Annotated in this window: 22 protein-coding genes; 14 read left to right on the forward strand and 8 right to left on the reverse strand. The window is 70.3% G+C overall.

What is annotated here, in order from left to right; translation table 11 throughout:
* Positions 1 to 35 precede the first annotated feature (35 nt).
* Positions 36 to 1,007, forward strand: a complete 972-nt coding sequence (locus tag ACFJGV_RS13110) for an AraC family transcriptional regulator (protein WP_378144414.1) — start codon at positions 36 to 38, stop codon at positions 1,005 to 1,007.
* A 96-nt stretch (positions 1,008 to 1,103) separates the two neighbouring features.
* A complete protein-coding gene (locus tag ACFJGV_RS13115) occupies positions 1,104 to 2,711 on the forward strand; it encodes an FAD-binding oxidoreductase (protein ID WP_378144416.1) in 1,608 nt (535 codons plus the stop codon).
* A 450-nt stretch (positions 2,712 to 3,161) separates the two neighbouring features.
* Here ACFJGV_RS13115 and ACFJGV_RS13120 read toward each other — a convergent pair whose 3' ends face one another.
* Positions 3,162 to 3,923 carry an AraC family transcriptional regulator gene (locus ACFJGV_RS13120; RefSeq protein WP_378144418.1) on the reverse strand — a complete coding sequence of 254 codons (762 nt, stop codon included), beginning with the start codon at positions 3,921 to 3,923 and terminating at the stop codon, positions 3,162 to 3,164.
* Between the two features lie 215 nt (positions 3,924 to 4,138).
* Here ACFJGV_RS13120 and ACFJGV_RS13125 point away from each other — a divergent pair, with 215 nt between their 5' ends.
* The 3 genes from ACFJGV_RS13125 to ACFJGV_RS13135 are packed head-to-tail and all read left to right on the forward strand — an operon-like array spanning position 4,139 to position 7,609.
* Entirely contained in the window at positions 4,139 to 4,684 is a 546-nt protein-coding gene (locus ACFJGV_RS13125) for a flavin reductase family protein (RefSeq protein WP_378144419.1), read from the forward strand.
* Positions 4,684 to 6,141 (forward strand): 4-hydroxyphenylacetate 3-monooxygenase, oxygenase component, encoded by a 1,458-nt coding sequence (gene hpaB, locus ACFJGV_RS13130; protein WP_378144420.1) that lies wholly within the window; start codon positions 4,684 to 4,686, stop codon positions 6,139 to 6,141. The genes ACFJGV_RS13125 and hpaB overlap by 1 nt, the downstream gene beginning before the upstream one ends.
* 43 nt (positions 6,142 to 6,184) lie before the next feature.
* Positions 6,185 to 7,609 carry an aldehyde dehydrogenase family protein gene (locus tag ACFJGV_RS13135; RefSeq protein WP_378144421.1) on the forward strand — a complete coding sequence of 475 codons (1,425 nt, stop codon included), beginning with the start codon at positions 6,185 to 6,187 and terminating at the stop codon, positions 7,607 to 7,609.
* On the opposite strand, the gene ACFJGV_RS13140 is transcribed toward ACFJGV_RS13135, so the two are convergent.
* The 5 genes from ACFJGV_RS13140 to ACFJGV_RS13160 all read right to left on the reverse strand — a co-directional run bounded on the left by ACFJGV_RS13140 (position 7,599) and on the right by ACFJGV_RS13160 (position 13,411).
* Positions 7,599 to 9,131 carry an ATP-dependent DNA ligase gene (locus ACFJGV_RS13140; RefSeq protein WP_378144422.1) on the reverse strand — a complete coding sequence of 511 codons (1,533 nt, stop codon included), beginning with the start codon at positions 9,129 to 9,131 and terminating at the stop codon, positions 7,599 to 7,601. The genes ACFJGV_RS13135 and ACFJGV_RS13140 overlap by 11 nt on opposite strands.
* Before the next feature lie 133 nt (positions 9,132 to 9,264).
* Positions 9,265 to 10,206, reverse strand: a complete 942-nt coding sequence (locus ACFJGV_RS13145) for a hypothetical protein (RefSeq protein WP_378144424.1) — start codon at positions 10,204 to 10,206, stop codon at positions 9,265 to 9,267.
* A gap of 137 nt (positions 10,207 to 10,343) precedes the next feature.
* Entirely contained in the window at positions 10,344 to 11,735 is a 1,392-nt protein-coding gene (locus tag ACFJGV_RS13150; RefSeq protein WP_378144425.1) for an LCP family protein, read from the reverse strand.
* Positions 11,736 to 11,807: 72 nt separating this feature from the next.
* On the reverse strand, positions 11,808 to 12,266 hold the full coding sequence (locus ACFJGV_RS13155; RefSeq protein WP_378144426.1) for a GNAT family N-acetyltransferase: 459 nt from the start codon (positions 12,264 to 12,266) through the stop codon (positions 11,808 to 11,810).
* A gap of 17 nt (positions 12,267 to 12,283) precedes the next feature.
* Entirely contained in the window at positions 12,284 to 13,411 is a 1,128-nt protein-coding gene (locus ACFJGV_RS13160; protein WP_378144427.1) for an ROK family protein, read from the reverse strand.
* Positions 13,412 to 13,627: 216 nt separating this feature from the next.
* On the opposite strand from ACFJGV_RS13160, the gene ACFJGV_RS13165 reads away from it, so the two are divergent.
* From ACFJGV_RS13165 to ACFJGV_RS13195, 7 genes are all read left to right on the forward strand, one after another.
* Positions 13,628 to 14,632, forward strand: coding sequence for an SIS domain-containing protein (locus tag ACFJGV_RS13165; protein WP_378144428.1), 1,005 nt, complete (start codon positions 13,628 to 13,630; stop codon positions 14,630 to 14,632).
* Positions 14,616 to 15,551, forward strand: a complete 936-nt coding sequence (locus tag ACFJGV_RS13170; protein WP_378144430.1) for an ROK family protein — start codon at positions 14,616 to 14,618, stop codon at positions 15,549 to 15,551. Before ACFJGV_RS13165 ends, ACFJGV_RS13170 begins: the two co-directional genes overlap by 17 nt.
* Positions 15,552 to 15,613: 62 nt before the next feature.
* A complete protein-coding gene (locus tag ACFJGV_RS13175; protein ID WP_378144431.1) occupies positions 15,614 to 17,185 on the forward strand; it encodes an ABC transporter substrate-binding protein in 1,572 nt (523 codons plus the stop codon).
* A gap of 29 nt (positions 17,186 to 17,214) precedes the next feature.
* On the forward strand, positions 17,215 to 18,189 hold the full coding sequence (locus ACFJGV_RS13180; protein WP_378144433.1) for an ABC transporter permease: 975 nt from the start codon (positions 17,215 to 17,217) through the stop codon (positions 18,187 to 18,189).
* Complete coding sequence (locus ACFJGV_RS13185) at positions 18,186 to 19,088, forward strand: ABC transporter permease (protein ID WP_378144435.1); 903 nt, start codon at positions 18,186 to 18,188, stop codon at positions 19,086 to 19,088. Before ACFJGV_RS13180 ends, ACFJGV_RS13185 begins: the two co-directional genes overlap by 4 nt.
* 50 nt (positions 19,089 to 19,138) lie before the next feature.
* Complete coding sequence (locus ACFJGV_RS13190; protein ID WP_378144437.1) at positions 19,139 to 19,981, forward strand: ABC transporter ATP-binding protein; 843 nt, start codon at positions 19,139 to 19,141, stop codon at positions 19,979 to 19,981.
* A complete protein-coding gene (locus ACFJGV_RS13195) occupies positions 19,978 to 20,793 on the forward strand; it encodes an ABC transporter ATP-binding protein (protein ID WP_378144438.1) in 816 nt (271 codons plus the stop codon). Before ACFJGV_RS13190 ends, ACFJGV_RS13195 begins: the two co-directional genes overlap by 4 nt.
* A gap of 19 nt (positions 20,794 to 20,812) precedes the next feature.
* Here ACFJGV_RS13195 and ACFJGV_RS13200 read toward each other — a convergent pair whose 3' ends face one another.
* Complete coding sequence (locus tag ACFJGV_RS13200) at positions 20,813 to 21,025, reverse strand: PLDc N-terminal domain-containing protein (RefSeq protein ID WP_378144439.1); 213 nt, start codon at positions 21,023 to 21,025, stop codon at positions 20,813 to 20,815.
* A gap of 71 nt (positions 21,026 to 21,096) precedes the next feature.
* Here ACFJGV_RS13200 and ACFJGV_RS13205 point away from each other — a divergent pair, with 71 nt between their 5' ends.
* A complete protein-coding gene (locus tag ACFJGV_RS13205) occupies positions 21,097 to 21,594 on the forward strand; it encodes an SRPBCC family protein (protein ID WP_378144441.1) in 498 nt (165 codons plus the stop codon).
* Here the strand turns inward: ACFJGV_RS13205 and ACFJGV_RS13210 are convergent.
* The gene (locus ACFJGV_RS13210; protein WP_378144443.1) at positions 21,566 to 22,003 is read right to left on the reverse strand and encodes a hypothetical protein; all 438 of its coding nucleotides are present in this window, start codon (positions 22,001 to 22,003) and stop codon (positions 21,566 to 21,568) included. The two genes, ACFJGV_RS13205 and ACFJGV_RS13210, sit on opposite strands and share 29 nt — an antisense overlap.
* Before the next feature lie 169 nt (positions 22,004 to 22,172).
* Between ACFJGV_RS13210 and ACFJGV_RS13215 the strand changes: the two genes are divergently transcribed.
* Complete coding sequence (locus ACFJGV_RS13215; RefSeq protein WP_378144444.1) at positions 22,173 to 24,107, forward strand: FAD-binding monooxygenase; 1,935 nt, start codon at positions 22,173 to 22,175, stop codon at positions 24,105 to 24,107.
* Positions 24,108 to 24,348: the final 241 nt, after the last annotated feature.

Below are 24,348 nucleotides of genomic sequence, written 5' to 3' on the forward strand. Positions count from 1 at the left end.
CAGATCACGACCCACTGCTCAGCGCGGGAGCTGCCATGGCGCATGTCACGATGTCGGCGCGGACGCCGGACGAGGCGTGCGAGCTCGCCGGCCGGGTCTTCCACGCGCATCGCCTCGAGCCGCGGGTGAGCGGCGGGTTCGCCTTCTCGATGACGAGCGACACCGTCGGTCCGATCACGGTGGGTGAGCTCCGATACGGCTCGGGTGTCGCCATCCGCACGGCCGAGTACCGCACCGCGTACCAGGTCAACCAGGCGGTGGAGGGGACGCTCCGCACCTCCTCCGGATCGGAGCGGAGCGAGATCTCGGAGCGTCGTGCGGCGGTGTACCGCCCCGACCGGCCGACGGTGATCGCGGGGTGGGAGCGTCCCGCGACGATGCTGGCGGTGAAGATCCAGCGGACCCCGCTCGAGCAGTTCGTCGACAGCTTCATGGGCGAGCCGCGGGGCGGAGATCCGCTCCCGTTCGTGATGTCGCTCGACACCACCACGGTGGCCGGCCGCGCCTGGCGCGACTCGCTCCGCCGACTCCGCTCGGCGGCGCGTGCCGGGATCGCCGAGAGCGCCGTACTGCGATCCGTCCTCGTCGACGACTGCTTCACCGCGCTCACAAGAGCCGCCCTCCGCGGCCCCGGAGAGACCGGAGGGTCGGCGCAGGCACCGGCGGCGGGCCGCTCGGCGTACTCGAGGGCCCTGGAGCTGATCCACGCGGCCGCGGCGGAGCCCTTGACCCTGCCGCTGCTCGCCGCCTATGCCGGCGTGTCTGGCCGGGCGCTGCAGCTGGCGTTCCAGCAGCACCTCCACACCACGCCGATGCGGTACCTCCGCCAGGTGCGTCTCGACCGGGCGCGGCGGGAGCTGCGGCGCGGCGACGAGGGCGACGGAGTGGGCGAGGTCGCCCGGCGGGCGGGGTTCGGGCACACCGGGCGCTTCGCCGCCGAGTACGCGGTCCGCTTCGGGGAGAGCCCGTCGGAGACCCTCCGACGCGGTCGCCTCGCGGCGCCCTGATCCGATTTGCGAAACCGGCTTCAGACGCCGCTCCGCCCGTTCCTACTCTGACCCCGTCGGCGACACCGAGGTCGCCCGAACGACGAAGGAGTGACGATGACGATCATCGAACCCGCAGCCGGCCTGGTCCTGCCGCCCGATGTCGACGAGGAGGCCTTCCGCTCGGCGATCCTCGCCTTCGCGGAGGCGATCGGCGAGGAGAACGTCCACGTCGACGACGAGCACGTGCGGCCGTACGACGACCGCTTCCCGGTGACCGAGGGCGACGAGTTCCGGCCGAGCGCCGTGCTCTGGCCCGGGAGCACGGAGGACGTGCAGGCCATCGTGCGGATCGCGAACGAGCACCTGATCCCTCTGCACGCGTTCTCGACCGGCATGAACCTGGGATACGGCGGATCCGCACCGCGCGTCGCCGGCAGCGTGCTGCTCCACCTGGGCAAGCGGATGAACCGGGTGCTCGAGATCGACGAGCGTCTCGCCTACGCCGTGGTCGAGCCCGGCGTCGACTACGCCTCGCTCTACCGGGCAGTGCAGGAGAGCGGGGCGAAGCTCATGATCGACCCCACCGAGCTCGACTGGGGCAGCCCGCTCGGCAACACCCTCGACCACGGGGTCGGCTACACGCCGTACGCCGCCCACGCGATGTGGCGGTGCGGGATGGAGGTGGTGCTCGCGGACGGGTCCGTCCTCCGCACCGGCATGGGCGGCATGCCGAACTCGGATGCCTGGCACCTCTATCAAGGTGGGCTCGGCCCGTCGGTCGAGGGGCTGTTCGAGCAGTCGAACTACGGGATCTGCACGCGGATGGGGATCCAGCTCATGCCTGCGCCGCCCGAGTCGCTGTCGTTCGTGATCTCGTTCGAGAACGAGGAGGACCTCGCGGCGATCATGGACACGACCCTCCCGCTGCGCATCGGCATGGCACCCCTCCAGGCCGCGCCGATCGTCCGCAACGTCACCTTCGACGCGGCGTGCGTGTCGACCCGCGGCCACTGGTACGACGGCGAGGGTCCTCTGCCCGACGAGGCGTACCGGGCGATGATGACGGAGCTCGACCTCGGCTACTGGAACGTCTACGGCACCTGCTACGGTCCGCGGTGGCTCATCGACCGGTACGTCGAGATGATCCGGGAGGCCTACCTCGCGATCCCGGGTGCCCGCTTCGACACCACCGAGACCGTCACGCCGGGCACCCGCCGCGCCGAACTCCTCGGCGCGCGGGATCAGCTCAACAACGGCATCCCGAACCGGCACTCGTCGGCGGTGTTCGACTGGTTCCCGAATGCCGGGCACTTCTTCTACGCCCCGGTCTCCGCCCCGAGCGGCGACGATGCAGCTGCCCAGTTCGCCGACACGAAGCGGATCAGCGACGCGTACGAGATCGACTACCTGGCGCAGTTCATCATCGGACTGCGCGAGATGCATCACATCTGCCTGCCCCTCTTCGACACCGCCGACGCCGACAGCAGGGCCCGGACCCTCGAGATGACGAGGGAGCTGATCCGGGCGGGTGCCGAGCGCGGGTACGGGATCTACCGGGCCCACAACGTCCTCGCGGATCAGGTGGCCGAGACCTACAGCTTCGGCGACCACGCCCAGCGGCGGTTCAACGAGCGGATCAAGGACGCCCTCGACCCGAACGGCATCCTGAACCCCGGCAAGTCGGGCATCTGGCCCGCACGCCTCCGCGGGCGAGGGCTCTGATCCGAGGCGCGAGGCGCTGAGGGCGACCGGTCCGATTGTGCAGACGCGCATCGGACTTGTCGAGGCGACGGCATCGCGGTCTTGACCGTATCGCGATGCCGTCGCCGGTTCCTACAGTGGGACCGAGTCGTGGAGGTGGCTTCACGACGGGACAGCGAGGAGGCTGCAGTGACATCCGTGGGAATCGTCGGAGCGGGTACCGCAGGGCTGCATCTGGGGCTGCAGCTCAGGCAGGCGGGCATCCCCGTCACCATCTACACCAACCGCACGGCCGAGCAGGTCGGCGCGGGCAGGCTGCCGAACAGCGTGGCCCATCACGCCGTCACGATCGAGCGGGAGCAGCGGCTCGGCGTCGACCACTGGCCGGTCGAGGAGTACGGCTACGACTCGCACCACCACTACTTCGGGCTTCCGGAGCCGATCGTGTTCCGCGGCGACTTCCGCCGCCGCTCACGGGCCGTCGACTACCGGATCTACCAGCCGAGCCTCATGGCCGACTTCGAGGATCGCGGCGGCGTGATCGAGATCCGCGACATCGACGTGCCCGATCTCGTGGATCGAGTGCAGCAGCTCGCCGCTCCTCGTGCGGCTGTCGCCGGCCAGGCGGATGAGCTCACCCGCGAGCATCGTCGAGATGACGTCGACCGTGTTGTGCACGACCCGGAGCCCGGTGGAGCCGTCGAGGTCGCCCACGGTGCGCGAGAGCTCGCGGAGGAACGGGCTGACGGCGCGGGCGAGGCCGTCGTCGCCGGCCAGGCGCACGGCCGTCAGCCGCTCGACCTCGCTGCGGTCGATGTCGAGGAGCCCGTGCGGGAACATCACCACGACCGCGTGCATCGGGCTGTCGAAGGTGAGCGTGTACGGCCGGCTGGTGTCGTAGAGGCCGATGTCGCCGGGGCGGAGCACCGCCTCCTTGCCGTCCTGCACCAGCAGTCCGGTGCCCTTCAGCTGCAGCGTGAGCTTGTAGAAGAGCTCGGACGACCCCTCGATGAGCTCGGGGGTGCGGGTGACGCGGTGGGCGCTGACGCCGATCTCGGAGAAGAACACGTCCTCCAGCACGCGGCCGCTCAGCCGGGCGTCGAACGAGGCGGGGTCGTCGCTGACGACCTCGAGCGGCACGAACGATCCCGAGACGACGTCCTGCCACTGCCGGAACGACCGTGTTCTCAGGCGCACGGCGTTCGGATCTGCATCGTCGGGTCGACCGGTCATGGGCGCACCTCCTCGTGGCGTGGTGACATGGTACGCCGTCGCCCTGTCCGGTGGGTCGCGGGTTCGCATCCTGGATGACCGGCCCGTTTGTCCCAGGTGCACGGTGGTGGTCTGCAGGCGAACTGTCGTCGTGATGCGGCCGTCTGCCCGGCCGGGTTCGGTCAGTGTGGACTCGAGCACAGCCGCTCGCCGCTTCCGACCGTGGAGGGGAATCGATGATGATGACCATGACACCCGGGTTCAGCCCGGAGTCCAAGCTGTACCGCCCGCTCGCGCACTTCTTCCGGGGCAGCCTCGGACGCTTCGCCACGGGGGTGGCGATCGTGACGTTCGACGGCGTCGACGACGACGGCGCGCCCAAGCGGCACGGCATCACGGTCAACTCGTTCACCTCGGTCTCGATGGATCCGCCGCTCGTGCTGGTGTCGATCCAGCGGACCGTGCGCACCCACGCGATGCTCACCGCCCGCCCGTTCACGGTGAACATCCTGGGCGCGGAGCAGCAGGCGCTGGCGATGCACTTCGCGGGGCGCCCGCAGGCGGAGACGGTCTGGGAGGAGGGCGACCACGCCCCGAGGCTGGCCGGCGTGCTGAGCTGGTTCGAGTGCACGCCCTGGGCGGAGTACGACGGGGGAGACCACACCCTCTTCGTCGGCGAGGTGCAGGACTTCGACTACCGCAGCGGCGACGCGCTCGGCTTCGTCAACGGGCAGTTCACGACCATCCACGAGTCCGTCTCCGGCCACGAGTCGCTGTTCTGATGGGGGCGCGCACCGGCGAGCAGTACCTCGAGCGCCTCAACTCGACGACGCCGACGGTCTACGTCGACGGCGAGAAGGTGACCTCGCGGATCGCCGACCACCCCGCCTTCCGGGCATCCGCTCGCACCTACGCGGAGCTCTTCGACCTGCAGGCGAGCGAGGAGCATCGCGACGCCCTGACCTTCGTCTCACCCACGTCCGGCGACCGCGTCGGGATCTCGTTCCTCGTGCCGCGCAGCGAGGACGACCTCCGACGGCGGCGCGAGGGCGCCGCCGTGTGGGCGCGTCACGCCAATGGGTTCCTCGGTCGCTCGGGCGACTACATGAACTCGGCGCTGACCGCCCTCTCGACGGCCGGGGAGTTCTTCGGCCGGGCGGATCCGGTGTTCGCCGAGCGCATCGCCGCCTACTACGAGCACGTGCGCGAGGCCGACCTGCTCGCCACACACACCCTGGTCCCGCCGCAGGTGAACCGCACGGTCCCCGCCTCCGCGCAGGGCGGCGGTCAGCTGGCCGCGCGGGTGGTCGAGGAGCGCGCCGACGGCATCGTCGTGCGCGGGGCGCGGATGCTCGCCACCCTCGCCCCGATCGCCGACGAGATGCTCGTGCTGCCGTCGACGCTCCTCCGCAACTCGCCCGAGGACGCCCCGTACTCGTACGCGTTCGCCATCCCCACCGACACCCCGGGGCTCAAGCTGTACTGCCGCTCGCCTCTCCACCGCGGCGGCAGCGCGTTCGACGAGCCGCTCGCCTCCCGCTACGACGAGATGGATGCGGTGGTGGTGTTCGACGACGTCTTCGTGCCGAACGACCGGGTCTTCCTGCTCGGGCATCCGGATCTCTGCAACGCCTTCTACACCGAGACGGGCGCCGGGCAGCTGATGACGCATCAGGTGGTCACACGCACCCTCGCGAAGACCGAGTTCTACCTCGGGCTCGCCGCCTCGATCGCCGACGCGATCGGGATCGGCGGCTTCCAGCACATCCAGCAGGACCTCGCCGAGCTGATCTCGTACGTCGAGATCGAGAAGGCGCTGCTGCGGGCGGCCGAGTCGGACGGGGCGCCGAATGCGGAGGGCGTCTTCCTGCCGAAGTGGGAGGCTCTCAACGCGGCGCGGAACTGGTATCCCACGCAGGTGTCGCCCCGGCTGGGTGAGATCGTCCGCACGTTCTCGGCCTCGGGGCTCATGGCTCTGCCGAGCGAGGCGGACTTCGAGGGTGACGGGCGAGCCGACCTCGACACCTACCTCCAGTCGGCCACCCTCCCCGCGAAGGAGCGCGCGCGGCTGTTCAAGCTCGCGCTCGACGCGTCGGTGTCCGGCTTCGCCGGTCGCGAGGCGCTGTACGAGTACTTCTTCTTCGGCGACCCGGTCCGGATGGCCGGCGCGCTCGTCTCGTCCTATCCGCTCGAGCCCCTGAAGGAGCGCGTCCGCGAGCTGATGCACCGCGACGGCTGACGCACTCCTTCCCCGCCCTCTCTCACACCACCAGGAGACACCGATGTCCGACACCATCCTCGCCGTCGACGAGACAGCCCTTCTCGAGCGCGTCCAGGCCCCCGAGGGGCAGGGCCGCCCCATCCTCGACGCCGCGACCCGGGCGCCCCTCGGCCGGGCGCCCGAGCACACCGTCCATGATCTCGACGACGCCGTCGCTCGCGCCCGGGCCGCCCAGCCCGGGTGGGATGCGCTCGGCCACGAGGAGCGCCGCGCCCTGCTGCTCGCGGTCGCGGACCGCATCGAGGCCGAGGCCGAGCCGCTGGCCCGACTGCTGTCGCGCGAGCAGGGGAAGCCGCTGAACGGCCCCAACGCGCGCTTCGAGGTGGGGGCGTGCTCGGCCTGGTTGCGGGCCACCGCGGCGACGCCGCTCGATCCCGAGGTCGTCGTCGACGACGGCGAGGTCCACGCCGAGCTGCACTACCGCGCCCTCGGGGTGGTGGGCGCCATCGGGCCGTGGAACTGGCCCCTGATGATCTCGATCTGGCAGATCGCGCCCGCGCTCCGGATGGGCAACACCGTCGTGGTGAAGCCGAGCGAGTACACCCCGCTCAGCGTGCTCGCCCTGCTCTCGGTGATGAACGAGGTGCTGCCGGCGGACGTGCTCATCGGGGTCTCAGGCGATCGCGAGGTGGGCGCCCGGCTGGCGTCGCATGCGGATGTGGACAAGGTCATGTTCACCGGGTCGACCGCGACCGGACGCCGGATCGTCGAGGCGTCGGCCGGCAACCTGGCGCGGCTCACACTCGAGCTCGGAGGCAACGACGCGGGCATCGTGCTGCCCGGCGCCGACCCGGCCGCCATCGCCCAGGACCTCTTCTGGGGCGCCTTCATCAACACCGGCCAGACGTGCGCCGCGCTCAAGCGCCTCTACGTGCACGACTCGGTCTACGACGACGTCGTCGATGCGCTCGCCGGGGTCGCCGCGCAGATGCCGATGGGGCCGGGGCTCGACGAGTCGAACGTGCTCGGGCCGCTGCAGAACCGGCAGCAGTTCGACATCGTCGCGCGCCTGGTCGACGATGCGCGGTCTGACGGAGCCCGAGTCGTCACCGGGGGAGCGCCCGCGGAGGAGCTGGGCGAGCTGTTCTACCCGATCACCCTCATCGCCGATGCCACCGACGGGCAGGCGGTCGTCGACGAGGAGCAGTTCGGTCCGGTGCTGCCCATCATCCGCTACACCGACGTCGACGACGCGGTCGCGCGGGCGAACCGGCTCGAGCAGGGGCTCGGAGCGTCGGTGTGGGGCGACCGCGACACGGCCCGTCAGGTGGCGGCGCGCATCCAGGCCGGCACGGTGTGGATCAACTCGCACGGCGGGGTGCACCCGATGATCCCGTTCGGCGGGGTGAAGGGCTCGGGCTACGGCCTCGAGTTCGGTGCCGAGGGGCTCAAGGCGGTGTCGGCCCCGCAGGTCATCAACGGCTGATGCCGGGGAGCAGGTCGCGGAGGGCGGCGATGGTGTCGGCCTCCGCGGCGGGCTTGTCGGGGCGGTAGCCCTTCACCCGCGCGAACCGCAGGGCGACCCCGCCCGGATAGCGCGGGGAGCGCTGCACCCCGTCGATCGCGATCTCGACCACCGTCGTCGGCGTCACCGACACGGCGCCTCGGGAGCGGCCGGTCTCGAGCGCGAGGAAGTGCTCGGTCTGCCAGCGCAGCGTCTCGTCGGTGAGGCCCTTGAAGGTCTTGCCGACCATGACGAACCCGCCCGGTTCGCCGAACTCGCCGAGCGGATCGCGGGCGCCCAGGTGCAGGTTCGACAGCCAGCCCTGGCGGCGACCCGAGCCCCACTCGACGCCCAGCACGACGAGGTCGTACGTGAGCACGGGTTTGACCTTGATCCAGGATGCGCCGCGCCGCCCTGCCGCGTACGGGGCGTCGAGCCCCTTCACGACCACACCCTCGTGTCCGGCGGCGAGCGCCTCGACCGAGACGCCGGCGGCGATGTGGGGGTCGTCGGTGACGGTGCCCGGCATCATCCACTCGCCGACCACGCTCTCGAGCACGGTGCGGCGGACGCTCAGCGGCTCGTCGAGCAGGTCGCGGCCGTCGAGGTGGAGGATGTCGAAGAACCACGGACGCAGGGCGATCTCGGACGCTCGCTCCGCCCCGAAGCGCGCCATCGTGTCCTGGAAGGGGCGGGGCGCGTCGTCTTCGTCGAGGGCGAGCGTCTCGCCGTCGAGGATCACGTCGGCGGCGGGCAGGCGTCGCACGATCTCGACCAGCTCGGGCACGCGCCGGGTGATGTCGGCGAGGGTGCGGGTGTAGACGCCCACCTCGTCGCCGTGCTTGTGCACCTGGATGCGGGCGCCGTCGAGCTTGTACTCCACCGAGGCCGGGCCGGAGACGCCGATCGCCTCCTCGACGGTCGAGGCCGTGGACGCGAGCATCGGCAGCACCGGCCGCCCGACCACGAGTCCGACGGCGGCGAGCGCATCCGACCCCTCGGTGAGGGCGAGCAGCGCGGTCTCGCGGAGGTCGCCCGAGAGCATCGCCGCCCGGCGGACCACGGGCCCGTCGGCGCCCGAGGCGCGGGCGATCGCGTCGAGGAGCACGCCCTCGAGCGCTCCCGTGCGCAGCTCGCCGAAGACCACACGCTGTAGCAGATCCCATTCGGATGCGGTGGCCCGCTCCGCGAGCCGGGTCAGCGTCGCGAGCCGGGCGGCCGTCGACCCGGACCCGCCGGCCGAGGCGAGCTCGGTGAACGCGGCGTCGACGTCGGCCACCTGGAGCGTCGCGGCGTCGGCGTGGCCGGCCTCGACGCCGCTGAGCGTGCGCCACCCGATGCCGAGCCGGCCCTGTCGCGGAGCCGCGATGAGGATCCCTATGACGGGCACGATCTCGTCGGGCTGGAGGCGGGTGAGCAGCTCGGCGAGGAGGTCGACCTTGGTCAGCCGCGATCGTGTGGCGGTGACCCCGTCGAGGGTGCGCACGATCTCGGCGAGCAGCATCCTCGCAGTCTTCCACGCCCCGCCGACACCGCCAACAGCCCGCCGAGACGCGAGCACCATGCGCCCGGACGCGAGAAGGCGCCCTTCCGAACGGGTCGGAAGGGCGCCTTCTCGCTGGTCGGCAGGGGCCGGGTTACTCCGCGGTGCGGCGGCGGAGCACGAGGCCACCGGCGACGGCCATGACGCCGAGGGCGAGGACGCCCGCGCCGAGGGCGATCGCGCCGGTCTGGTCACCGGCACCCGTGTTGGCCAGCGCGGGGCGGGCCGGGTCGACCGGGGCGGTGGTGCCACCGGCGAGGCTCACGGCGAGGTTCGCGCGGCCGAACTCGTCGAATGCGACGATGTCGTGCGCGTCGTTGGTGAACTCGGCCGGGACGACGAAGTCGATCTCACCGTTCACGATCGAGCCGGACGAGATGAAGCTCGGTGCGCTGTAACCGTAGAAGTCGACGTCACGGGGCTCCTGCTCGCCGACACGCTTGCCGTCGGTCAGCGACACGATGTCGCGGAACTTGATCGTGAAGGACTTGCCCTTCTCGAAGCTCGTCGGCGTGAAGGTGTAGGTGTTCACCGCGACCAGGTACTGCAGGTCGGCCGAGTCGGGAGCCGGGGACGTCGGGGCGTCGCCCTGGAGCATGAACTCGCCGTCCTCGTAGGCGTAGACCACCGTGGTGCCGCGGTAGATCGCGGCGTTGGCCTCGAGCTCGGGCGCGTCCTCATTCGGGACGGCGTCGTTGGTCGGCCCAGCGGAGTTGTTGACGAGCTGCACCGCGACCGGGCCGGCCAGGTTCGTGACCTGAGCGTAGTAGCCGTCGGCTGCATCGGGCTTGACGTCGTCCGACTCGACGATGACGTTGCCCTTGCCGTCGGGGACCGGTGCAGTCACTTCGACCGAGTAGCCCGCGAACTCCTCGCCGAGCTGGATGACGATCTGGCCGGAGTTCACCTCGAAGGTGCGGTCGCCGGCCCCATCCGCGTGAACCGCGGAGGCGCCGAGCAGAGAGATGGAGCCGAGCGCCAGCGCGGCGCCGGAGGCCACGAGGACGCGGCTGAAAGAACGTGAAAGAGTCGACATCGGTCGAATTTCCCCCTAGATCGATGGCAGAGCAATCCAGGACTGAGCCTGGGAGTTCTCTCAGACTGCCCCAAGACTCAGCCACCGTCAAGCCGTCTGGTGCTATTTCACCCTCGGTTACGGCACAGTGCGGCCGGTCACGGCACGGAGCAGACAGGCTGGGCGGAGGCGCTGCCTTCGTCCCCTGCGCCCTCCGCCAGGATCGCCCCCAGCCCACCCGACGCAGGAGGCGAGCTGTCGGCGGGACCGGCCGGGGCCGCCGCATCCGACCCCGGGTGCACCGCCGACCGGATCGCCCCGGCGACGATGTCGAGGTCGGGCTGCAGGGGCTGCACGAGCGGCTTGGTCAGCTCGACCCGATCGAGAGGCTGGCTGCGGGCACCCTCGGCGAGCGCGGCCAGTGTGCCGAGCCCGGCGGGGGAGAGATCGGTGGAGAGTCCCTCGGTCGTGCCCGCGAGCGAGAGGAACACCGAGAGGGCCGTGCCGGGGTCGAGCTGCTTCAGCAGGGCCTGCTGGATGCACGACTGCCGCTGCATGCGGTCGGCGTTCGAGCTGGCGTAGCGCGAGCGGGCGAACCAGAGGGCGGTCTCGCCGTCCATGTGCTGCACACCGGGCTCGATCGGCGGGCCGGCGACGGAGAGCTCGTCGCTGCCGACGTCGGGCACGCCGATCCGCGGCACCTCGGCCTGCACGTCGACGGTCACGCCGCCGAGGGCGTCGATGAGTCGGATGAACGCGTCCAGCTCGACGTAGACGTGGCCGCTCATCGAGAGACCGGTGTAGCCCTCCACCGCCTCGGTGAGTGCGGTGAGCCCCGCGTCGGGGGAGTCGGGCCAGAGGTCGGGATGCTCGACGCCGTACTGATACGTGTAGTTGAGGTGGCAGCCGGAGAGGCAGCGGTTGCCCGAGGGGAACTGCGCGGCCATCACCGAGCCGGCCGGGTAGGGGAAGTTCTGGGTGGTGCGGTCGACGCCGATGACGGCGGTCCGGCCGGTCCGGGCGTCGACGCTGACGACCGTGATGCTGTCGGGCTGCACGATCGAGCGGCCTGGGGCTCGATCGGCGCCGACCACGAGGATGTTGTAGCGCCCGTCGTGAGCCTCGAGCCCGGCGTCGCCGCCGAACACCGACGACACGATGCCGCGCCCGGTGAACGCCGAGGCGGAGATCGCGCCGCAGGCGAGGGCGGGGATCACGAGGACCGCCACGGCCGCGAGCGAGAGCCGCCGGGGCGCGGCGGAGCGCATCCGCAGCCGACGCACCAGGTCGGCCGTGACGGCCGCGACGTACAGCAGCCACGCCACCGCGGCGATGCCCGCGATCCCGAGCCCGTCTGTGGCGGCGCCGAAGGCGACCGCATCGAGCGGAGACGACGCGAGCCGCGCCACCAGGAGCACGGCCGAGAGCAGCAGCCCGGCGGAGAGCGCCGTGAGCGGGGCGCCCGTCGAGCGCGCGCCTACGACGAGGTGACCCGAGCCCGGCACGAGGGCGCCCGCGAGGAGGGCACCGGCGGCTCGGCGCCTCGACACGCTCTGCTCCACGGCCCTCCCTCCGACGTCGCACATCATCGCACGCCCGCCGCGGCGAACCGTGTGCGCGCCCTAGAGGTCGAGACGGTGCGGGATGACGTCCCCGTTCCGTCGGTAGGGGACGAACCCCATCGCCGAGTAGTACGCCAGGGCGGGCGCGTTGTCGGCCCCGATGCTCGCGTCGATGTGACGCACCCCAGCGGCCTCCGCCGCGTCTCGCGAGACCGTGAAGAGGCGTCGCCCGAGGCCGTTCCTGCCGGCTTCGGGGTGGATGTGCGTGCCGATGATGCCCCACCCCTCCGGCACGTCGTAGGGGTTGCCGGGCCAGGCGCGCTTGAGCGACTGGAAGCCGAGGATCCGGCCATCCAGTTCGGCGACGGTGCAGGCGATCGTGTGCTCCACGGCGAGGTAGCGCTCACGCACGAAGGCCTCGTCGACCGGGTTCGCCCGGAGCCCCGCGCGGTGGATGGCGTTCTGCACCTCGGCCATGCCGGCGGCGTCGCTCTCGCGAGCGGGGCGGAGCTCGATCACCTCCCCATTCTCGGCCCTCAGGCCGTCGGCATGGACCACCGAGACCGGTAGCCGGAGATCGCGGACGCCGCGTGAGCGCCGAGGAGATCCATGAGGAACTGCTCGGCGGCGATGGCCGCCGCGCCGGCCACCGTCGCCGCCTCGGCGAGGTCGCCGTGGCGGATGGGCACGTCGAGTCCCCAGCCGGCGGCCTGCTCCTCGATCAGCGCCAGGAGCTCCCTGTTGCGGCCCATGCCGCCGCCGACGATGACCATGGTGGGGCTGGCGGTCGCGATCAGGGCGGCGGCCAGGAACGCCAGGCCGGTGGCCTCATCCTGAATCGCCTTCCTCGCTCGCGGCATCCTCTGCTGTGCTCGATCGAAGACCTCCGTCGACGAGGTGGCGTCGGTGCCGCCCTCATCGCCCCGGCTCGAGTTGTAGAGCCGGATGAGGCCCTCGGACGACAGGACGTCCTGGCTGCCGATCGATCCCTCGCTCGGTCCGAGGAACGGAAGCGGCAGCTTGCGCAGCTCGCCGCCGTGGCCCCACGCCCCGCGCAGGACGCGACCGTCGGCGATGATGCCCGCTCCGAGCCCCACGCCCACCTGAAGGTACGCGATGTCCATGCGATCGACGGCGCAGCCGTGCCTGAGCTCGCCCACCGCTGCGCAGTTGACGTTGTTCTCGGCGTACACCGCGATGCCCTCGGGGATGGCCAGCTCGGCGACGATCTGCGGGAGGTCGCCGGCCGCCAGGTCGGCCGGGGGCTGCTCCTGCCAATCCCTCAGCTCGGCCACCGCTCGCGACAGGGCGAGGCACGCCGCACGGAGCGGGCCGTGTCGGGGCTCGAGATCGCTGACGACGGACGCGATCACGTCACGGGCTTGCGCCGCCATGTCCGCGTTGGCCCTGTTCGGCGCGTCGGGGACGGCGCGCTCGCGTTCGAGGATGAGATGGCCGGTGATGCTGCTGGCCGCGACCCTGATGTGGGTCGACCCCATGTCGATCCCGAGGAGCCATCCGGCGCGGGGCGCCACGTCGTAGACGGTCGCCGATCGACCGAGCTGTCCCTGCTGGATGGCCGACGCCGTGACGAACCCCTCGTCCTCGAGCTCTGCGATGGCGAGCGACACGGTCTGCTTCGACATGCCTGTCGCCTTGCTCATCTCGGGTCTGCTCTGTGCTCCACGAGCGATCAACGCGGCGAGCATCTTCGCTGCGCTCTCGGACGGCGTGCCGCCGGTCTGTCGATTCACCCCTGGCCCTCCCTGGCTGTTGAGGAAGCTATCAGATGCCATTCCCGTGCTCCTGTTGCGCGGCATCCGTCGAGCGTCCTATATTGTTCGTCAACCGATCGAACGAATGAGCGACGAAAGAGCGACATGAAGTTTCCCTCCCTTTTCGAGCACGTGCCCGCGACCATCCGGGAGGTCGCCTCGAGGCCCCTCCCCGCTCCCGTGGTCGACATGGTGCGCTCCGCGAGAACGCTGCGATTCGTGGCGATGGGTGGGTCGTACAACGCGGCGAGCTCCGCGGCGGAGGCGTTCCTGGCGAGGGGCATCGATGCCAGGGTCGAGCTCGCCTCGCACCTGCTGCACGTCCAGGAGGTGAGCGCCGATCCTGAGGAGGTCGTCGTCTTCATCTCGCAGAGCGGAACCAGCGTGGAGACCATCCGCGCCGCCGAGAGGCTGGCCTCGCTCGGCTTCCAGAAGCTCGTCTGCATCACCAACCACCCCGACAGCGAGCTGGCGCGTGTGTGCTCGGCCGTCGTCGACCAGGCGCTCACCAGGCAGATGCGCGTCCCCTTCGGGCCGTGGATCGCCACCTACTCCACGCTCTACCGACTGGCCCTGGTCGCCGCAGGGGAGCCGGAGGCCGACTGGGGGGCTGCGGCCGACGCGGCACAGGATGTGCTGAGCCGGCTCGACGAGGTCGTCGCGCTCGCGCCCGAGGCGCCCGGATACGTGGAGTTCTTCGGACGCGGCATCTTCCGCGGAACGGCGGAGCAGGGAACGCTCATCACCCGGGAGATCGCCCGCGTGAGCGCGTCGGCCTGGGACCCGAGCACCTACCGTCACGGGCCCATCGAGGCCATCGACGCCGCACAGCTGAGCGTGGTGTTCGCGGCATCGGACGGCCGGGCCGCTCAGCTGGACCGATCGTTCGCCGAGGCCCTCAAGGCCATCGTCCCCGGGGTCATCGTGGTCGGGCCCGAGGATGCCGAGGTCCCCATCCGTGCCGGTGACGAGCTCGCCGCGCTGATCAGCATCCTCGCCGCGACCTTCCTGGCGTACACCTGGGGCGAGCAGGCCGGGCTCACCATCGGCGAGTTCCGCTACACCTCGCACTCCGTCACGGACGAGGACGTCCTTGTCCTCGGCAACTGACGTGCACGGCGCTCGCACCGTCGGCGTCGACATCGGCGGCACGAAGATCGCGGCCGGGTTCATCGACGACAGGGGAGCACTCGTCTCGCTGGGGACGGCGCCGACGACTCCATACGACGGCGAAGCCAACATCGCGACGATCGAGCGGCTCGTCTCGCAGGCGCCGGTCGTCGACGCCACGCGCCTGGCCGTCTCAGTGGCGACCACCTTCGACTCGTCGGGGGCTCTGCGCGATCCGCGTGGATGGTTCGGCTGGAAGGGCCAGGTGCTCGCCGACCTGCTGAGCCGGCCCGGGAGGCCGGCGGAGGTCTTCGCCGACGCCGCGGCAGGAGCCGTGGGCGAACAGGCGCTCGGCGCAGGACGCGGGTCCGACCAACTGCTCTACGTGACCGTCGGTACCGGGGTATCGCACAGCTTCGTCATTGAGGGCACCCCGTTGCACGGTGCGCACAACTCGGCGTACTTCAGCGGCTACACGCCGCCCGCGCGGTGCGCGCGTGCCGACTGCGACATCGTGGACGTCGAGAAGATCTGCTCCGGGCCCGGTCTGGCCCGCGCGTTCTCGGGTCCGGATGCACGGGACGCGAGGCCTGTCGTGGCGGCGGCGCTCGACTGCGACAGTCGGGCCGCGGCCGTCATCGAGCACGCGGCCTACCACCTCGGCGCTCTCATCGCCTCGATGGTCCTCATCTACGACCCTTCCACCGTCGTCATCGGCGGAGGTCTCGGCTCCGGCGTGGACGACTACCGCGAGCGCGCCGTAGGCGTCGCGCGCTCGCTCATCACGACGGAGCACGGCAGGGCGATCCCCATGCTCGCAGCTCAGCTCGGCGCCGCCTCGTGCTGGGCAGGGGCGATCGAGATGTCCCGCCGAGCTTCGCCCACCCTGCCCGAAGCGGCGGGACGGGCATTCGCCTGAATCCCCAGGCAGCTCCACTTCTCCGGTCCACCGAAGCACCACCTGAAGAGAAAGCAGTCCCCGTGAAAAGAAAGACATGGCTCCTCGCGGCCACGGCCGTCGTCGCGGCCGTCGCTCTCGCCGGTTGTTCGCCCTCCGGCGGCGCCGCCCCCGCAGGCGAGCACACGTTCGTCGTGGGCATCCCGGCCAACCCGGCCCAGTTCAACCTCGGCGTGACCAACGAGAGCTCGGCCACGTTCGTCGGACGCTCGATCTTCGACCCGCTCGTCAACCTCGACTCCGACTACGAGGTCCAGCCCGACCTGGCCGAGTCGTGGGAGTCGAACAGCGACTCGACGCAGTTCACGCTGCACCTGCGGCCCGGTGTGAAGTGGCACGACGGTGAGGACTTCACCTCGGAGGACGTCAAGTTCTACTTCGACCAGGTCATCCCCATCCATCCGCTCGGAGCGCCCATCGCCGCGGTCTACGAGAAGACGGACACCCCGGATCCCGAGACCGCCGTCATCACGTTGAAGACGCCGTTCGCGCCCTTCATCCAGGCTCTCGCCGGACACATGATGCTGCCGGCGCATCTCTACGAGGGCACCGACATCGCCACGAACCCGTACAACCTCACCCCGGTGGGCACGGGCCCGTACAAGTTCGAGTCGTTCACCAGCGGCGACTCGGTCGTGGTGGAGCGCAACGCCGACTACTGGGGCGAGCAGGGTGACGCCGACCGCGTCGTCTTCCGGATCATGCCGGACTCGAACGCGCGCGCACTGGCCTTCCAGAGCGGCGAGGTCGACCTCGCGACGATGCTCCCGCTCAACCAGGTCGAGACCCTCCAATCGGATCAGCGCTTCGCGTTCGACAAGGCGGTCATGGCGGAGCACCTCTACGGGTTCTTCAACACCGCGTCTCCGGTCCTCCAGGATCCCGCCGTGCGGCAGGCGCTGTATCACGCGATCGACCGAGACGAGATCGCGTCGAAGGTGTTCCTCGGCAACGGCACGCCCTCGAAGTCGCCGGTCCCGAACCAGGTGACCTGGGCCATCGACCCCTCCACCGACTTCACCCAGGAGTTCGACTACGACCCGACCGAGGCGGGGAAGCTCCTCGACGCGGCGGGCTACCCGGAGCAAGCGGACGGGACGCGTTTCCCGCTCACCCTGGTCTACCGCACGGATGACGCGGCGTGGGCGTCCACCGCCGACCTCATCAAGACGAGCTTCGCCGGCATCGGCGTGCAGGTGAACGTCGTGGGCCAGGACACCCAGGTCTTCGCGGACACCGTGTACAGCAAGCACGGCTTCGACCTCGCGCTGCAGTCGCTGGGCGCCTACGCGGACCCGAGCCTCGGTGTCGCCCGCGCCTTCATCTGCAACCCCGACAACGGCAACTACCGCAATCCGACCAGCGTGTGCGATGAGGGGATCGACGCCGCCTTCGCCGCGACCACGGTGGTCTCGGATCCCGGTGAACGTCTCGTCGCCTTCAAGGATGCCGCGGACGCCGTCGCCGAGGTCATGGGGACCGCACCGCTGATCTCGTACAACCAGATCACGTCCTACCGGGCCGACAAGTGGGACGGCATCGACGAGTTCAACAGCACCGACGTCTGGAGCTGGGGCGCGCTCCGCGCGAAGTAGCCCCGTCCCGTCTCTTGGAAGGAGTGAGCATGCATTGGCTCACGCACTACGCGAAGCTGATCGCGTCATCCGCGATCCTGATCTTCGTCGTGATCCTCGTGATGTTCCTCCTCCTGGAGCTCGCGCCAGGGGATCCGATCCAGGCCCTCGTCGGTCAGGTGCCCGTCTCGGACGAGTTCCGACGGCAGATGACCGAGACGTACGGCCTGGATCGGCCCCTCCCCGAGCGCTTCCTCTCGTACATCGGCAACATCCTCACGGGCAACCTCGGCTACTCCTATGCCAACAGGCAGCCGGTGGCCGAGCTCATCCTGGGACGTCTGGGCAACACCCTCGCCCTGACGATCCCGAGCCTCGTGATCTCGTCCGTCGGCGGGATCCTGCTGGGGGCCGCGGCGGCGAGGACGCGGTCGAAGGTGAAGGACGGCGCCATCTCGTTCGCCGCGGTCGCCGGCTTCTCCATCCCGAGCTTCTGGCTGGCGCTGCTGCTCATCATGCTGTTCGCCGTGACGCTGGGCTGGCTTCCCGCACAGGGCATGTCGTCCTACGGATCCCCGGGCTTCTCGCCGCAGTACTTCGTGCTCCCCCTCATCGCGCTCGCGGTGCCCGAACTGGCGTTCAAGGCCCGGGTGATGCGCTCGACGATGATCGGCGTGCTCGGCGAGGACTACATCGACACCGCCCGCTCGAAGGGCCTGTCGCCCTTCGGCGTGCTCCGCAGCCACGGGCTGCTCAACTCGATGCTGCCGATGGTCTCGATCATCGGGTACAGCCTCGGCTTCACCATCGCCGGTGCGGTCACGGTCGAGAAGGTCTTCGGCTGGCCCGGCATGGGGATGCTCCTCTACACCTCGATCCAGACCGGAGAGAACATGGTCGTCATGGGGATCCTGCTGGTGGTCGCGATCACCGTCGTCCTCGTCAACATCCTGACCGACGTGGTCTACGGACTCGTCGACCCGCGCATCCGGGCCCGTCACCGGCTGGAGGGCGCGCGATCATGACCGAGCCCGTCACCACCGTCACCTCGGCCGTGCACGTCCAGTCGTCGACCATCCGAGTCCAGGGACCCCGTCGACGCAGCGCCGCCCGCGAGTTCTTCCGGAAGCCCTCGACGTGGATCTACCTCGGCGTCCTCGTCCTCCTCGCGGGGTTCAGCTTCCTCGGGCCCCTCGTCACCGCTGATCCGCGCTCCACCGCCTTCGCCGTGCTCTCCGGCCCGGACGGCACGAACCTGCTCGGCACCGACTCCCTCGGCCGGGACCTGTTGGCGCGGATGGCCATCGGCGGCCAGAGCTCCCTGCTCGTCGGCGTGGCCGTGGCCGCCATCTGTCTCACCATCGCCGTGCTGGTCGGGGGTCTCGCCGGGTTCTACGGTGGGATCGCGGACGCCGTCCTCAAACGGGTGTCCGAGTTCTTCCAGGTCATCCCGAGCATCATCCTGGCCCTGGTCACCGTCGCCATCCTCGGTGCGAGCCTCCCGCTGATCGTCGTCATCCTCGGCTTCACCATGTGGCCGGCGGTGGCCCGCATCGTGAGGGCGGAGTGCATGCGCGTCCGCGAGCTCGGTTACGTCGAGTCGGCGCGCGCGGCGGGCTTCCATTCGCTCCGGATCTTCTGGTCCGATGTCCTTCCCAACGTGTTCCCTCCCGTGCTGGTCGCGACGACGTTGACGGTGGGCCGGGCCATCCTCGCCGAGTCCGGACTCGCCTTCCTGGGCCTGGGCGACGCCAATCGCCCGAGCTGGGGTGCCCTCCTCTTCGACGCCCAGAGCTACATGCAGACGGCCTGGTGGCTGACCTTCTTCCCGGGTGCGGCCATCTTCCTCGTCGTCCTCTCCGCCAACATGTTGGGCGACACCCTCAACGACAGCCTCAATCCCACCCTGGATCGGGTCAAATGACCGGGCGCGTCGCCGGGGCGCACCCGGCTCTGTCCTCGAAAGGGGCCTCCATGAGCGATGAGCCGCTGCTCACGGTCACCGGGCTCAGCGTCAGCCTTCCCACCGGGCGCACCACCTCCGTCCAGGCCGTGAGGGACGTCAACCTCACGGTGCGCGCCGGAGAGCGGGTGGGGATCGTCGGCGAGTCCGGTTCGGGCAAGTCCGTGTCGGTCCGCGCCATCGCGGGGCTGCTCCCTCAGTCGCCGCGGGTCCGCGTGGGCGGGAGCATCCGGTTCCGCGACGTCGAGATGGTCGGGGCGCCCTCGCGCACCTGGGATGGGATCCGCTCGAAGCGGGTCGGCATGGTCTTCCAGGATCCGTCGAGCTTCCTCAACCCCACGATGCGGGTCGGCCGCCAGGTCCGCGAGGCCCTGCAGCGCGGACGTTCGGACGATCACTCCTGGGCCGCGACGCACCGCTTCATGGAGCTCGCCGGGCTCGACGGCGCGGCGGAGCTGGCTCGTCGCTTCCCCTTCGAGCTGAGCGGTGGCATGCGACAGCGCATCCTCATCGCCATCGCGCTCGCGAAGGCGCCCGAGCTCGTGATCGCCGACGAGCCGACCACCGCGCTCGACGCGACGGTGCAGCGCCGCGTCCTGCGGTCGCTCGACACGAGCGTCTCCGAACTGCAGACCGCGCTCCTGCTCATCACGCACGATCTCGGAGTGGTCGCGGGGCTCTGCGACCGTGTGTACGTGATGTACCGCGGCGAGATCGTGGAGGAGGGCACGACGGAGCAGATCTTCGACGATCCCCGACACGACTACACCAGGGATCTCCTGCGCTGCGTGCGCAGCCTCTCGGACGACGGGCCGGAACTGTACACGGGCACCTACGGGGGAGGACGGTCATGACCATCGAGTTGCGAGCCGACGGCATCAGCAAGGTCTTCGGCGGTCGCGGATCACAGCGCAAGGCGGTCGACGACGTCACCGTCGCCGTGCGTCCCGGTGACTTCACCGCGATCGTCGGCGAGAGCGGAAGCGGCAAGAGCACGGTGGCGCGGATGATGCTCGGCCTCATGGCGCCGAGCAGCGGACAGGTGACGTACGACGGAGTGCCTCTCACCGCGATGACGAGGGCCCAGCGGATGGCGTTCCGGTCGTCGGTGCAGTGTGTGCTGCAGGATCCGTCCGCCGCTCTCAACCCACGCAAGACCGTTCGCAGAACCCTGGCGGAGGTCATCCGTCTGCATGGTCTGGCGAAGCGGAGGTCCGCGGTCGACGAGAAGGTCGACGAGGCTCTGGCGAGCGTCGACCTCCTCCCCACCGGGACCTTCGCCGACAGGTTCCCCCATCAGCTGAGCGGCGGGCAGCGCCAGCGTGTGCTGATCGCGCGCGCCCTCGTCCTGAACCCCTCGATCATCATCGCGGACGAGGCCGTCTCGGCCCTGGACGTCGCCGTCAAGGCGGGCATACTCACCCTCCTCGAGGACCTCCGCGAGCGCTGGGGCATCGGGTACCTCTTCATCACGCACGACCTGCCCGTGGTGAAGAAGGTCGCCGAGCGCACGTACGTCATGCGGGCCGGCCGAGTGGTCGAGAGCGCCCCGACGGACCGGCTCTTCTCCGCGCCGGAGACCGCCTACACGGCCGAGCTGCTGGGGGCCGCTCCCGTGCTCGACCCGCGCGAAGCACGTCGGTGGCTGCGAGGCGCTCCCGCCTGACCGCTGCGGGTCGGCACCCTCAGGCGGATCGGGTGCCGCTGCGTCGCCCGAACGCGAACCACCCGATCGTGCCGAGCAGGGGCAGGATCAGCACCACCAGGATCCAGATCACTCGCTCGGCGGTGGTGAGGCCCGGAGTGCGGGCGATGCTGACGATCGCCCAGACCCAGAGCACAGCCACCGCCAGCATGACCAGGAGTATCAGCAGATGCGTGGGCTCGAGGCTGAACATGCCTTCCACCGTCTCACGCTTCGACAGACCGCGCCATCGCCGTCGGCCGCGGTCCGCGCCAGAGTGGGGGTGTGCCCGTCGTCGAGTCCCGCTGCATCGTGCCCGTGAGCCCCGAGGTCGCCTTCGCCGTGTCGCAGACGACGGGCGACGTGCGGATGCGGTGGGATCCGTTCATCCGTCGCCAGCACCTCCTCGACGGCGCGACCGTCCCCTCGAAGGGCGTGCGGACCTTCACGGTGCAGCGCTTCGGCTTCCGCATGGTGAGCGAGTACGTCTCGTACCATCCGCCGTCGAACGTGGGGATGAAGATGACGAAGGGCTCGTGGTTCTTCGAACGCCTCGCGGGCGGGTGGCGGTTCACGCCGGTCGACGGCGACGACTCGCGTACCCTCGCCGTCTGGCGCTACAACTTCACCTGCAGGCCGCGGTGGCTCGCGCCGCTCGCGGAGCGCATCGGCCGCGCGATCCTGCAGCGCGACATCGACCGGCGGATCCGCGGTTTCGCGAAAGGATGCGAGGACCCGGTGGTGCTCGCCGCGGTCAGCGAGCCAGGAACACCACGAAGTTGACGGCGAGGATCAGCACGCCCAGCACGCCCAGGATGTACGGCCAGAAGCGCAGCGGGATGAAGAACAGCGAGGAGCGCGGCGCCACCACCAGGGGCTGACCCGACTGGGGATCGACGGCGGGCACCACCTCGTGCGTCTGCACTCGGCCATCGGGGTGAGTGTACGGCTGGGCGAGGGGTCGGGTGAAGGTGAGTCGGCGCGGCTTGTCGAGGTGCGCACGCACGACGAACCTGTCGAAGAAGAACAGCCCCACGGCGGCGATGACGAGCCCCAGCCCCACGAAGATGCCCGTGACGGACGATTCGGTCACCCGGCCGATCCCGAGCGCGGCCTTCATCAGGAAGCCGAGCCCGATGCCGACGCCGGCGAACAGGAAAGCGAAGATGCCCCAGCGGGTCCAGATGATCACCCTTCGACCGTAGACGGACCTCGGCGGGCATGCGATGGGGAGGCCTCCCCATCGGGGCGCTCCGATGCTAATCTGGGTGCGCGATATTCGAACAAGGCGTTCGATAATAGAACGGGACGTCGGCTCAAGGGCCGGACGCCGGCGATCACGACGATGTGAGGAGAGCCCCATGCAGTTCCACCACCACGGCTACGTCTCGGGCGATCCCCGCATCCACGATGCCGCGGGCACGGGCATCGACCGGCCCGAGGAGCTGCCCGACGAGATGGACGTCCTCATCGTCGGCACCGGCCCCGCCGGCATGATCACCGCGGCACAGCTGTCGCAGTTCCCCGACATCACGACACGCATCGTCGAGCGCAGGCCGGGGCGGCTCGCGATCGGTCAGGCCGACGGCATCCAGGCCCGCAGCGTCGAGACGTTCCAGGCGTTCGGCTTCGCCGAGCAGATCATCCAGGAGGCGTACCGCATCACCGAGATGTGCTTCTGGAAGCCGGACCCGGCCGACCCGTCGCGCATCGTCCGCACTGCTCGGCCGCTCGACGACGAGCTCGGCGTCAGCGAGTTCCCCCACCTCATCGTCAACCAGGCGCGGGTGCTCGACTACTTCGGCGACGTGATGCGCCGCTCGCCCGCCCGCATGACGCCCGACTACGGCTGGGAGTTCGTGAGCCTCGAGGTCGACGACGCCGCTGAGCATCCGGTCGCCGTCACGCTCGCCCGCACGGCGGGGCCCGACGAGGGTGCGCAGCGGGTGGTCCGCGCGAAGTACGTGGTCGGATGCGACGGAGCCCGCAGCCGCGTGCGCGAGCAGATCGGCTGCACGCTGGCCGGCGACCAGGCCAACCACGCCTGGGGTGTCATGGACGCGCTCGCCGTCACCGACTTCCCCGACATCCGCACCAAGTGCGCCATCCAGTCGGAGGCCGGCAGCATCCTGCTGATCCCGCGCGAGGGCGGCTATCTGTTCCGGATGTACGTCGACCTCGGCGAGGTCGCCGCCGACGACAACGGGGCCGTGCGGCGCACCAGCCTCGACCAGATCATCGCCCAGGCGAACGCGATCCTGCATCCGTACACGCTCGATGTGAAGGACGTCGCCTGGCACAGCGTCTACGAGGTGGGGCACCGAGTCACCGATCGGTTCGACGACGTGCTCCCCGCCGACCTCGGCAGCCGCACACCGCGCGTGTTCATCACCGGCGACGCCTGCCACACCCACAGCGCCAAGGCCGGGCAGGGCATGAACGTGTCGATGCAGGACGGCTTCAACCTCGGATGGAAGCTCGCCCACGTGCTCGAGGGCCGCAGCCCGGCGGCGCTGCTGTCGACGTACAGCGCCGAGCGGCAGGTCGTGGCGCAGAACCTGATCGACTTCGACAAGGAGTGGTCGGCGCTCATGGCGGCGAAGCCGGAGGACCTGCCGAGCCCCTCCGAGCTCGAGGACTTCTACGTGCGCACCGCCGAGTTCCCCGCCGGGTTCATGACCGAGTACTCGCCGTCGCTCATCACGGCAGAGGCGACGCATCAGGAGCTCGCCCCGGGATTCCCGGTGGGGAAGCGCTTCCGCTCCGCCCCGGTGATGCGCGTCTGCGACGGCAACCCGGTGCACCTCGGCCACCACGCCCGCGCCGACGGGCGGTGGCGCATCTACGTGTTCGCGGATGCGGCGGCACCGGTCGCGGGCGAGCCGGGGCTTGTGCGCGCGCTCGCGGAGTGGCTGGCGGCCTCGCCGTCCTCGCCGCTGGCTGCGACACCCGCCGACGCGGATCCGGATTCCTGGTTCGACGTGAAGGTGGTCTACCAGCAGCCGCACTCCGAGGTGGACCTGGGCGCCGCCGTGCCGGCCGCCTTCCTGCCGCGGGTCGGTCCGTTCGGGCTCATCGACTACGAGAAGGTGTACGCCGCGGCGCCCGCCGACGACATCTTCGACGCGCGCAGCATCAGCCGTGACGGCGCCATCGTCGTCGTGCGGCCGGACCAGTACGTCTCGGCCGTGCTGCCGCTCACCGCGACCGATGAGCTCGCGGCGTTCTTCGCGCCGCTGCTCTCCGCCCGTGCGGTGCCGGCGCGCAAGCTGTCTGTGGGGGCGATCGGGGCCTGACGGCGGTCGGGCACAGGGTCGTGGCTGCAGAAAGGTACGCTCAGCGCGTCGATGGCCGTCTATACGGCTCGTCTTCCCTGTGGGCGTACCTTTCGGCGGCCGACCTGGCGTTCCGCCTCGTCACATGAGCTTTCGACGGAGGAAACACGCGCGACACACGGCGTCGCTAGCGTCGACTGCATGACGTACGCGCACGAGACCGAGGGCTTCTGCCCCTGGTTCTGCCTGCGTCGACAGAGCG

This window comes from Cnuibacter sp. UC19_7, from assembly GCF_042699995.1.
In the GTDB taxonomy this organism is placed as follows: Bacteria; Actinomycetota; Actinomycetes; order Actinomycetales; family Microbacteriaceae; genus Cnuibacter.

Excerpts from the sequence above, each read along its gene's own strand:
- ACFJGV_RS13110 (WP_378144414.1), top strand. The coding sequence starts at position 36 with ATGGCGCATGTCACGATGTCGGCGCGGACGCCGGACGAGGCGTGCGAG.
- ACFJGV_RS13115 (WP_378144416.1), top strand. The coding sequence starts at position 1,104 with ATGACGATCATCGAACCCGCAGCCGGCCTGGTCCTGCCGCCCGATGTC.
- ACFJGV_RS13120 (WP_378144418.1), bottom strand. The coding sequence starts at position 3,923 with ATGACCGGTCGACCCGACGATGCAGATCCGAACGCCGTGCGCCTGAGA.
- ACFJGV_RS13125 (WP_378144419.1), top strand. The coding sequence starts at position 4,139 with ATGATGATGACCATGACACCCGGGTTCAGCCCGGAGTCCAAGCTGTAC.
- hpaB (WP_378144420.1), top strand. The coding sequence starts at position 4,684 with ATGGGGGCGCGCACCGGCGAGCAGTACCTCGAGCGCCTCAACTCGACG.
- ACFJGV_RS13135 (WP_378144421.1), top strand. The coding sequence starts at position 6,185 with ATGTCCGACACCATCCTCGCCGTCGACGAGACAGCCCTTCTCGAGCGC.
- ACFJGV_RS13140 (WP_378144422.1), bottom strand. The coding sequence starts at position 9,131 with ATGCTGCTCGCCGAGATCGTGCGCACCCTCGACGGGGTCACCGCCACA.
- ACFJGV_RS13145 (WP_378144424.1), bottom strand. The coding sequence starts at position 10,206 with ATGTCGACTCTTTCACGTTCTTTCAGCCGCGTCCTCGTGGCCTCCGGC.
- ACFJGV_RS13160 (WP_378144427.1), bottom strand. The coding sequence starts at position 13,411 with ATGAGCAAGGCGACAGGCATGTCGAAGCAGACCGTGTCGCTCGCCATC.
- ACFJGV_RS13165 (WP_378144428.1), top strand. The coding sequence starts at position 13,628 with ATGAAGTTTCCCTCCCTTTTCGAGCACGTGCCCGCGACCATCCGGGAG.
- ACFJGV_RS13180 (WP_378144433.1), top strand. The coding sequence starts at position 17,215 with ATGCATTGGCTCACGCACTACGCGAAGCTGATCGCGTCATCCGCGATC.
- ACFJGV_RS13185 (WP_378144435.1), top strand. The coding sequence starts at position 18,186 with ATGACCGAGCCCGTCACCACCGTCACCTCGGCCGTGCACGTCCAGTCG.
- ACFJGV_RS13190 (WP_378144437.1), top strand. The coding sequence starts at position 19,139 with ATGAGCGATGAGCCGCTGCTCACGGTCACCGGGCTCAGCGTCAGCCTT.
- ACFJGV_RS13195 (WP_378144438.1), top strand. The coding sequence starts at position 19,978 with ATGACCATCGAGTTGCGAGCCGACGGCATCAGCAAGGTCTTCGGCGGT.
- ACFJGV_RS13200 (WP_378144439.1), bottom strand. The coding sequence starts at position 21,025 with ATGTTCAGCCTCGAGCCCACGCATCTGCTGATACTCCTGGTCATGCTG.
- ACFJGV_RS13215 (WP_378144444.1), top strand. The coding sequence starts at position 22,173 with ATGCAGTTCCACCACCACGGCTACGTCTCGGGCGATCCCCGCATCCAC.